5 protein-coding genes are annotated in these 9,332 nt (G+C 74.0%); 4 read left to right on the forward strand and 1 reads right to left on the reverse strand.

The window, feature by feature from the left end; genetic code table 11:
• The 3 genes from IEY78_RS33265 to IEY78_RS33275 form a co-directional block, all read left to right on the forward strand.
• Nucleotides 1–1,217: SUKH-4 family immunity protein (locus IEY78_RS33265; RefSeq protein ID WP_229700329.1), on the forward strand; the 1,217-nt coding region annotated here is incomplete at its 5' end.
• Nucleotides 1,218–1,531: 314 nt separating this feature from the next.
• Entirely contained in the window at nucleotides 1,532–2,467 is a 936-nt protein-coding gene (locus tag IEY78_RS33270) for an LCP family protein (RefSeq protein WP_229700330.1), read from the forward strand.
• A gap of 170 nt (nucleotides 2,468–2,637) precedes the next feature.
• On the forward strand, nucleotides 2,638–3,588 hold the full coding sequence (locus IEY78_RS33275) for a coiled-coil domain-containing protein (protein ID WP_189104729.1): 951 nt from the start codon (nucleotides 2,638–2,640) through the stop codon (nucleotides 3,586–3,588).
• Nucleotides 3,589–3,604: 16 nt separating this feature from the next.
• Here IEY78_RS33275 and IEY78_RS33280 read toward each other — a convergent pair whose 3' ends face one another.
• Nucleotides 3,605–5,209: an MFS transporter gene (locus IEY78_RS33280; protein WP_373294301.1), complete on the reverse strand. Its 1,605-nt coding sequence runs from the start codon at nucleotides 5,207–5,209 to the stop codon at nucleotides 3,605–3,607.
• A gap of 221 nt (nucleotides 5,210–5,430) precedes the next feature.
• Between IEY78_RS33280 and mfd the strand changes: the two genes are divergently transcribed.
• Nucleotides 5,431–8,976: a transcription-repair coupling factor gene (gene mfd, locus IEY78_RS33285; RefSeq protein ID WP_189104730.1), complete on the forward strand. Its 3,546-nt coding sequence runs from the start codon at nucleotides 5,431–5,433 to the stop codon at nucleotides 8,974–8,976.
• Nucleotides 8,977–9,332: the final 356 nt, after the last annotated feature.

The raw sequence follows: 9,332 nt of genomic DNA on the forward strand, positions 1-9,332 counted from the left end.
TCTGCGAGGTTTTCGATGCCAGCAGCACGGCCCCGCATCTGCGCCGTGCCCGTACCTTCGACCCCGGAGTGCCGCACGCGGCCGGTCCCGGTGTGCCCCCGCCGGGGGTGCCCACGGCGCCGCCCAGGCCCGCGCCGCCCCCGCACGGTGCGCAGGGCGCGGGCGGACCGGTCCCCGGCCAGGGTGCCGGCGGCCCGGGGGCGTACGGCTACCCGCCGGCGCCCGGCGGTCAGCCGACCGTCGGCCCCGGCTACATGGCCGTCCTGAGCTACCGCGCCCCGGACGGCTCCGAGCAGAAGATCGTCCGCCGCTCGGCGCCCGGGACGCCGCACCCCGAGTGGCAGCTGCTGCACGAGCTGCGCGGGATGAACGTGCCGCCGCAGCAGGTGCTGGAGCTGCACACCGAGCTGGAGTGCTGCGATCTGCCGGGCGGCTACTGCGCCCGGATGATCCGGGACAACTGGCCGCAGGTGCGGATCAGCCACACCGCCGCGTACGGCCGCGACCACGCCTCGCGCCAGCAGGGCGTACGGCACCTCGTCGAGCACCAGGGCGAGCTGCACCAGGTCGCGGACGGTCCGGCACGGCCGGCCCCGGTGCGGGTGCCGCTGCCGCACCCCTCGCAGGTGCAGCCGATACCGCCGGTGCCGCCGCAGCTGATCGGGCAGGAGCTGGAGCAGGCCTTCGGGCCGCAGGGGATCTTCCGTTTCGAGCAGCGGGCGGTCTCCCGCCACGGGGTGCCCGACGTGGTGGCCCAGATGCTGGTGTGGGCCGGGCTGCCGGTCGACTTCGGGCCGTTCTTCTGGGCACAGGCGGCACCGGCCCGTCCGGTGCCGACGCTGGCGGAGCTGGCGGCCGAGCGCAGGGTGCAGCCGGCCCCGGACGCCGGCTCGTATCTGGTGATGGGCAACGACTTCGGCCGCCAGCTGTGTGTGCAGTACGGGAGCGCGCACATCGTGGCGCTGCCGCTGGCGGCCGGGCCGGGCGGGGCGCCCGCGACCCCGCAGTTCGTCAACTCCGGGCTGCCGGAGTTCGTGCGGGCGCTGGCGATGCTGGGGCGGATGTGGCGGCTGCGGTACGGGCTGACCCCGGAGCAGGCGGGCCGCTGGACCGTCGACTTCCAGGCGCAGCTGGTCGCGCTGGACCCGCCCGCGCTGGGCTCGCCGGAGACCTGGTGGTCGGTGCTGCTGGAGCAGATGTGGGACGGGTTGCTGTAGGGGCTGCCGTTCGGGTCATGGCGGGGTCGAACGACACCCCCTAGGGGCGGCCGGGCGCGGATCCGCGCCGCGGTCCGGGGCCCGGGTGAGCGGCGCCGGCGGGTCGGGGCCGCCGCGTTCGCACTGCGGTCCGGGCCGGGTGCCCCGACCATGCGTATATGGGCCGTCCGATACCCCCGCTCTCCGCCTCGTCGTCCTCGCCGACGGGGTACCGGGCGGAGCGCGCGCGGTGGTGGCACCGCCGGCGGGCGGGAAAGCCCCCGGGCCTGCCGGGGCCGCGCCGCCGCCGGTGGTCGTGGCTCCCCACGACGCTGGTGTCCCTGCTGGTGCTGGTGCTCCTGGTGGTCGCGGCCGGGGCCTGGCTGTACCTCTGGGCGGCGGGCAATCTGCGGCACGTCTCCGCGCTGGGCGGGTACGCCGGGCGGCCGGCCGCGGGCAAGGGCACGAACTGGCTGCTGGTCGGCTCGGACAGCCGCAGTGAGCTGACCCCGCGGCAGCGCAGGGATCTGCACGTCGGCAACGGCCGGGTACAGAACACCGACACGATCATGGTGCTGCACTCCGGCGCGCACGGCCCCACGCTGGTCAGCCTGCCGCGGGACAGCTACGTACCGATACCGGGCCACGGCAGCCGGAAGATCAACGAGGCCTACGCCGACGGCGGCCCGCAGCTGCTCACCCGAACGGTGGAGCAGGCGACCGGGCTGCGCATCGACCACTACGCCGAGGTGAACTTCCTGGGCTTCGTGCAGATCGTGGACGCGCTGGACGGGGTGCGGCTGTGCCTGGACAAGCCGCTGAAGGACGAGATGTCGGGGGCGGACTTCCCGGCCGGCTGCCGGCGGATGAACGGCACCGAGGCGCTGGCGTACGTCCGCGCCCGGTACACCGATCCCGAGGGGGACCTCGGACGGGTGAAGCGCCAGCGGCAGCTGATGGGCGCGGTGGCGGACGGGATGGCGTCCTCGGACGTGTACCTCGACCCGTCCCGGTCCAAGCGGGTCCTGGACGCCTCGCTGGCGGCGCTGCGCGTGGACGACGACGCCGATGTGGCGCAGTTGCTGGGTATGGGCAGGTCGATGCGGCAGATCTCGTCGGGCGCGGGGACGGCGACGACGGTGCCGGTGCGGCGGCCCGGAGTGATGGTCAGCGGTGTCGGCTCGGTGCTGCCGTGGAAGGAGAACGGGGCGAGCCGGTTGTTCCAGGCCCTGCGTAACGACGAGCGGATTCCGACTTCTGCCGATAAATGACGCATCCTGTGGGGTGGGTCGGGTAAGGCGGACTGTCGTGAGAGCGCGCTTCGCACCGATTCCCAGGAGAAGTGCGGGTCATTGCGCGGAGAGGGGCTTGAAGGATGAGTGCATCGGTTTCGCCTCACGGGTTCGAGACCGTACGGGGACGCGGGTACCGGCCGGAGGACGTGGACCGCCGCGTGGAGGGGCTCTCGGTCGACCGCGACTCCTGCTGGGAGCGCGCGGCACGGCTCACCGTCCTGGCCAACGAGATGGAGGCCGAACTCACCGAGCTGCGCGCCCAGGTGGCGCAGCTGCCGCCGCAGACCTTCGAGTCCCTCGGCAGCGAGGCCCGGCTGATCTTCACGACCGCGCAGTCCGAGGGGGCGCGGCTGCGGGCCGGGGCGGAGCGGGAGGCCCGGAAGCTCGGCGACGAGGCCGCCGCCTACTCCGACGAGGTCCGGGACGCGGCCGAGCGCGCGGGGTACGCCCTGCGCACCGAGGCGGAGGAGTGGGGCCGGCGGACCGAGGAGGCGTCGCGCGGCGAGGCCGCCGAGCTGGCGGTCACGGCGGCCCAGGAGGCCGCGGAGCTGCGGGACGACGCGGCCGAGGCGCTGGCGCAGGTGCGCGCGCGGACCGCGCAGCTGCTGTGCGACCAGGAGAAGCGGCAGTCCCAGGAGTGGGACGCGGCCGGGCAGGACATCGCCGAGCAGGAGGCGGAGACCGACCGGCTGCTGATCGACCTCGACGCCCGGGGGAAGGACGCCCGGGCCGACGCCCAGCGGCGGTACGCGGAGGCCGAGGAGGAGGCCCGGCACCGCCAGGAGGACGCCGACGGCCGCGCCGCCGGCATGCTGGCGCAGGCCCGCGCCGAGGTGGAACGCATCGAGCGGGCCACGGAGCGGATCGTGGCCGGGCACGACGCCGAGCGGGCCGAGGTCCGGGTCCACATGGCGCACGTCCGCACCAGCCTGGCGGCGCTCACCGGGAAGCCGCAGGCGGCCGAGGAGCACGGTGCGGACGCGGCGCAGAGCGGGCCCGGCGCCCGCCCCGGCCGGACCGGCCGGTCCACGGGTCCCGACGCGGAGGACACCGTCGAGACCCAGGTGCCCCGCAGCCGCGGCAGCGCGGACTCCTGACCCCGGCGCCGGGCCGTCAGGCGCCGCCCTCGCCCTCGCCGGCGGAGCGGACGTCGGCGTGCACCGGGAAGCGCCGCGGCGCCAGCACCAGCAGCGCGGTCAGCGCGAGCGCGGCGGCCGCGGCGGCGCCCAGGTAGACGTGGTCGACGGTGGTGTCGACGGCGCGGCGGAGGTAGTCGGTGGCCTGCGCGGTGAGCGCGCCGGGGTGGGCCAGCGCGCGGGAGACCGCGTCGAGGTCGTCGGGCAGACCGCCGCGGATGCCCGAAGGGGCCTCGGCGAGGCGGGCGTTGAGGGTGGCGTTGGCCAGCGCGCCGAAGAGCGCGGCGCCCAGCGACTGCCCGACCTGGCGGCAGAAGAGTATGGAGGCGGTGGCGGTGCCGCGTTCCCGGTAGCCGACGGAGGACTGGATGCCGATGATCAGCGGGAGCTGGAAGAGGCCGAGGGCGGCGCCCAGCGCCAGCATGATCAGGGCCGGCTGCCAGGCCGCGCCGGGGTAGGGCAGCAGCGGGAAGGCCAGCAGGATCGCGCCGGCCGCGGCGATGCCGAGCACCGCGCAGTTGCGGATGCCGAGCCGGGTGTAGACCCGGCTGCTCAGGGCGGCCGAGACCGGCCAGCTCAGGGTCATCACGGACAGCACGAAGCCGGCCGCGGTCGGGCCCAGGCCCAGGACCGCCTGCGCGTAGGTCGGCAGGAACACCGTCGGCGCGACCATCAGCAGCCCCAGGGCGCCCAGCGCGAGATTGACGGCGCACAGGGGGCGGCGGCGCCACACCCAGCCCGGAATGATCGGCTCCGCGGCCCGCCGTTCGATGAGGACGGTGAGCGCCGCGCAGCCCGCGCTGCCGGCGAACAGCAGCAGCGACGGCACGGAGAGCCAGCCCCAGGCCACCCCGCCCTGCACCAGGGCGGTCAGCAGCAGCCCGCCGGACGCGAAGATCGCCAGCGCGCCGGGCCAGTCGATGCGGGAGCGGCGGTCAAGGGCGCGGCCCGCACCGCGCTGCGGCTCGGTGAAGTGCCGCACGATCAGCCACAGGGCCACCGCCCCCACCGGCAGATTGATCAGGAAGATCCACCGCCACCCGACGCCGGCGGCCAGCACCCCGCCCAGCGCGGGCCCGGCGACCGACGAGGCCGCCCAGACGCTGGAGAGCCGGGCCTGGATCCGGGGCCGGTCCCGCATCGGGTAGAGGTCGGCGGCGATGGTCTGCACGGTGCCCTGGAGCGCGCCGCCGCCCAGCCCCTGCACCACCCGGAAGGCGATCAGCGCGGCCATGTTCCAGGCGGCCGCGCAGGCCAGCGACCCCGCGAGGAAGAGTGCGATGCCGGTGAGCAGGACGGGCTTGCGGCCGAAGGTGTCGGAGAGCTTGCCGTAGACGGGCAGGGTGACGGTGACGGCCAGCAGGTAGCCGGAGAACAGCCAGGAGAAGACCGCGAAGCCGCCGAGGTCGCCGACGATCTGCGGGACGGCGGTGGCGATGATCGTCGAGTCGAGCGCGGCCAGCGCCATCCCGAGCATGAGGGCGGCGACGACCGGGCGGGGCGGTGGTCCCGCGGGCGGCGGGCCCGCCGTGCGCAGGGCCTCTGGTCCGCCGTGGCCGGTATGCCGGGTGCTTCCGCTCACCGTTCGTTCCCCCTCCGATGTCGTTGTACCGTGCACCCTTCCATGCGGGCGCCGGGGGAGGGAACCGCGCCCGGGCCCGCGGGGAGGCGGGCGCCCGGGGGCGCCGGGCTGTCCCGGTTCGGGTCCGGCCGGGTGGCGGGCGGGCGTACTCTTGGCAACCCCGGCCCGTGCGACGTGTCGGGCTGCTGCGTTGTTCGCCTCGCTGGGACGGAACCTTTTTCATGAGCCTGACTGGTCTGCTCGACGCCGTCGCACAGGACCCGGCGCTCGCCGAAGCGGTGCAGGCCGCGGCCGACGGAAACCGGCCGCACGTGGACCTCGTGGGGCCGCCGGCCGCCCGCCCGCTGGCCATCGCCGCGCTCGCCCGGCGGTCCGGCCGCCCGGTGCTCGCGGTGACCGCCACCGGCCGGGAGGCGGAGGACCTCGCCGCCGCCCTGCGCAGCCTGATGCCGGCCGGCGAGGACAACTCCGTCGTCGAGTTCCCGTCCTGGGAGACGCTGCCGCACGAGCGGCTCTCGCCGCGCTCGGACACCGTCGGCCGGCGCCTGGCGGTGCTGCGCCGACTGGCCCACCCGCGCGCCGACGACCCGACGGCCGGCCCGGTCTCCGTCGTCGTCGCCCCCGTCCGCTCGGTGCTCCAGCCGCAGGTCAAGGGGCTGGGCGAGCTGGAGCCGGTCAGTCTGCGGTCGGGGCAGAGCGCCGATCTCGCGGAGATCGTCGACGGGCTGGCGGCGGCCGCCTACGCCCGCGTGGAGCTGGTCGAGAAGCGCGGCGAGTTCGCGGTCCGCGGCGGCATCCTGGACGTCTTCCCGCCGACCGAGGAGCACCCGCTGCGGGTGGAGTTCTGGGGCGACGACGTCGAGGAGATCCGCTACTTCAAGGTCGCCGACCAGCGGTCCCTGGAGGTCGCCGAGCACGGCCTGTGGGCGCCGCCGTGCCGCGAGCTGCTGCTGACCGAGGACGTCCGTGCCCGGGCGGCCGCCCTCGCCGAGGACCACCCCGAGCTGGGCGAACTCCTCGGCAAGATCGCCGAGGGCATCGCGGTGGAGGGCATGGAGTCGCTCGCCCCGGTGCTCGTCGACGAGATGGAACTGGTGCTGGACGTGCTGCCGAAGGGGAGCATGGCGGTGGTCTGCGACCCGGAGCGGGTACGGACCCGGGCCGCCGACCTGGTGGCGACGAGCCTGGAGTTCCTCCAGGCGTCGTGGGCGGCCAGTGCCGGCGGCGGAGCGGCGCCGATCGATGTCGGCGCGGCGTCCCTGTGGGGCATCGCGGACGTCCGCGACCGGGCCCGCGAGCTGGGCATGATGTGGTGGTCGGTCTCCCCCTTCGCGGCCGACGAGGACCTGTCGGCGGACGGCGACAGCCTCAAGCTGGGCATGCACGCCCCCGACACCTACCGCGGCGACACCCAGCGCGCGCTGGCCGACACCAAGCAGTGGCTGGCCGACGGCTGGCGCACCGTCTATGTCACCGAGGCGCACGGCCCCGCGGCCCGCACGGTCGAGGTCCTGGGCGGGGAGGGCATCGCCGCCCGCCTGGACGCCGACCTCCCGCAGATCTCCCCCTCCGTCGTCCACGTCTCCTGCGGCTCGCTCGACAACGGCCTCGTCGACCCGGGGCTCAAGCTCGCCGTGCTGACCGAGACCGACCTCTCCGGCCAGAAGGCGGCCGGCAAGGACGGCACCCGGATGCCGGCCCGCCGCCGCAAGACCATCGACCCGCTGACCCTCGAGGTTGGCGACTTCATCGTGCACGAACAGCACGGTGTGGGCCGCTACATCGAGATGGTGCAGCGCACGGTCCAGGGCGCCACCCGCGAATACCTCCTCGTCGAGTACGCCCCCGCCAAGCGCGGCCAGCCCGGCGACCGCCTCTACATCCCCACCGACCAGCTGGAGCAGGTCACCAAGTACGTCGGCGGCGAGGCGCCCACCCTGCACCGGCTCGGCGGCGCCGACTGGACCAAGACCAAGGCGCGCGCCAAGAAGGCCGTCAAGGAGATCGCCGCCGACCTGATCAAGCTGTACAGCGCGCGGATGGCGGCGCCCGGCCACACCTTCGGCCCGGACACCCCCTGGCAGCGCGAGCTGGAGGACGCCTTCCCGTACGCGGAGACCCCCGACCAGCTCACCACCATCGCCGAGGTCAAGGAGGACATGGAGAAGTCGGTCCCGATGGACCGGCTGATCTGCGGCGACGTCGGCTACGGCAAGACCGAGATCGCGGTCCGCGCCGCCTTCAAGGCCGTCCAGGACGGCAAGCAGGTCGCCGTCCTCGTCCCGACCACGCTGCTCGTCCAGCAGCACCTGGGCACCTTCACCGAGCGCTACGGCCAGTTCCCGGTCAACGTCCGGGCGCTGTCCCGCTTCCAGACCGACACCGAGGCCAAGGCCGTCCTCGAAGGGCTGCGGGAAGGCTCCGTCGACCTCGTCATCGGCACCCACCGGCTGTTCTCCTCCGAGACCAAGTTCAAGGACCTCGGCCTGGTCATCGTCGACGAGGAGCAGCGCTTCGGCGTCGAGCACAAGGAGCAGCTGAAGAAGCTGCGCGCCAACGTCGACGTCCTGACGATGTCCGCCACCCCCATCCCGCGCACCCTGGAGATGGCCGTCACCGGCATCCGCGAGATGTCGACGATCACCACCCCGCCCGAGGAGCGCCACCCGGTCCTGACCTTCGTCGGCCCCTACGAGCAGAAGCAGATCGGCGCCGCCATCCGCCGTGAACTCCTGCGCGAGGGCCAGGTCTTCTACATCCACAACCGCGTCGAGTCGATCGACCGCGCCGCCGCCCGGCTGCGCGAGATCGTCCCCGAGGCCCGCATCCAGACCGCGCACGGGCAGATGGGCGAGTCCCAGCTGGAGCAGGTCGTCGTCGACTTCTGGGAGAAGAAGTTCGACGTCCTGGTCTCCACCACGATCGTCGAGTCCGGCATCGACATCTCCAACGCCAACACCCTGATCGTCGAGCGCGGCGACAACTTCGGCCTCTCCCAGCTCCACCAGCTGCGCGGCCGGGTGGGCCGCGGCCGCGAGCGCGGCTACGCCTACTTCCTCTACCCGCCGGAGAAGCCGCTCACCGAGACCGCCCACGAGCGACTGGCGACCATCGCCCAGCACACCGAGATGGGCGCGGGCATGTACGTCGCCATGAAGGACCTGGAGATCCGCGGCGCGGGCAACCTCCTGGGCGGCGAGCAGTCCGGCCACATCGCCGGCGTCGGCTTCGACCTCTACGTCCGGATGGTGGGCGAGGCGGTCGCCGACTACCGCGCCTCCCTGGAGGGCGGCGTGGAGGAGGAGCCCCCGCTCGAGGTCAAGATCGAACTCCCGGTGGACGCCCACGTCCCGCACGACTACGCGCCCGGCGAGCGGCTGCGCCTCCAGGCCTACCGCGCCATCGCCTCCGCCTCCTCGGAGGAGGACATCGCGGCCGTCCGCGAGGAGCTGGCCGACCGCTACGGCAAGCTCCCCGAGCCGGTCGAGAACCTGCTGCTGGTCGCCGGCCTGCGGATGCTCGCCCGCGCCTGCGGGGTCGCCGACATCACGCTCCAGGGCACCAACGTCCGCTTCGGCCCCGTGGAGTTGCGCGAGTCCCAGGAGCTGCGCCTGAAGCGGTTGTACCCCCGTACGGTGCTCAAGCCGGCCACCCGCCAGGTGCTGGTGCCGAGGCCGACCACGGGGAAGGTCGGCGGCAAGCCGGTGGTTGGGCGCGAGCTGCTCGCGTGGGTAGGAGAGTTCCTCTCCACGGTTTTGGGCTCGTAGCCCGCTTCCCACGTTTCGCCTCCGGCGGGGGTGGGTTGTGGTTGGGCGGGGGCGCCTTTGGTGTGTGGTGGGTGGCGGTGGTGGGCCTGCGGGGCCTGTGTTGTGGACTGCTTCGCTTTACGTCCACACACAGGCCCCTCCGGCCCACCCCCTCCCGTCCGGATCGGCGCCCCCGTCCGGTGGGGGGAGTGGTCAAAAAGCCAGAAGCTCGGCCTCCTCATGGATGGGCCGAGCTTCTGGTTTTTGTCTTTGACTCTTCCCCCCCCACCGGGGTGGGGCCCCACAACTACGGGAGGGGGCAGGGGCGGAGGGGTGTGTTGTCGGACGTAAAGCGAAGCAGTCCGACAACACACCCC

Source organism: Streptomyces kronopolitis, assembly GCF_014646275.1.
GTDB classification, from domain to species: domain Bacteria; phylum Actinomycetota; class Actinomycetes; order Streptomycetales; family Streptomycetaceae; genus Streptomyces; species Streptomyces kronopolitis.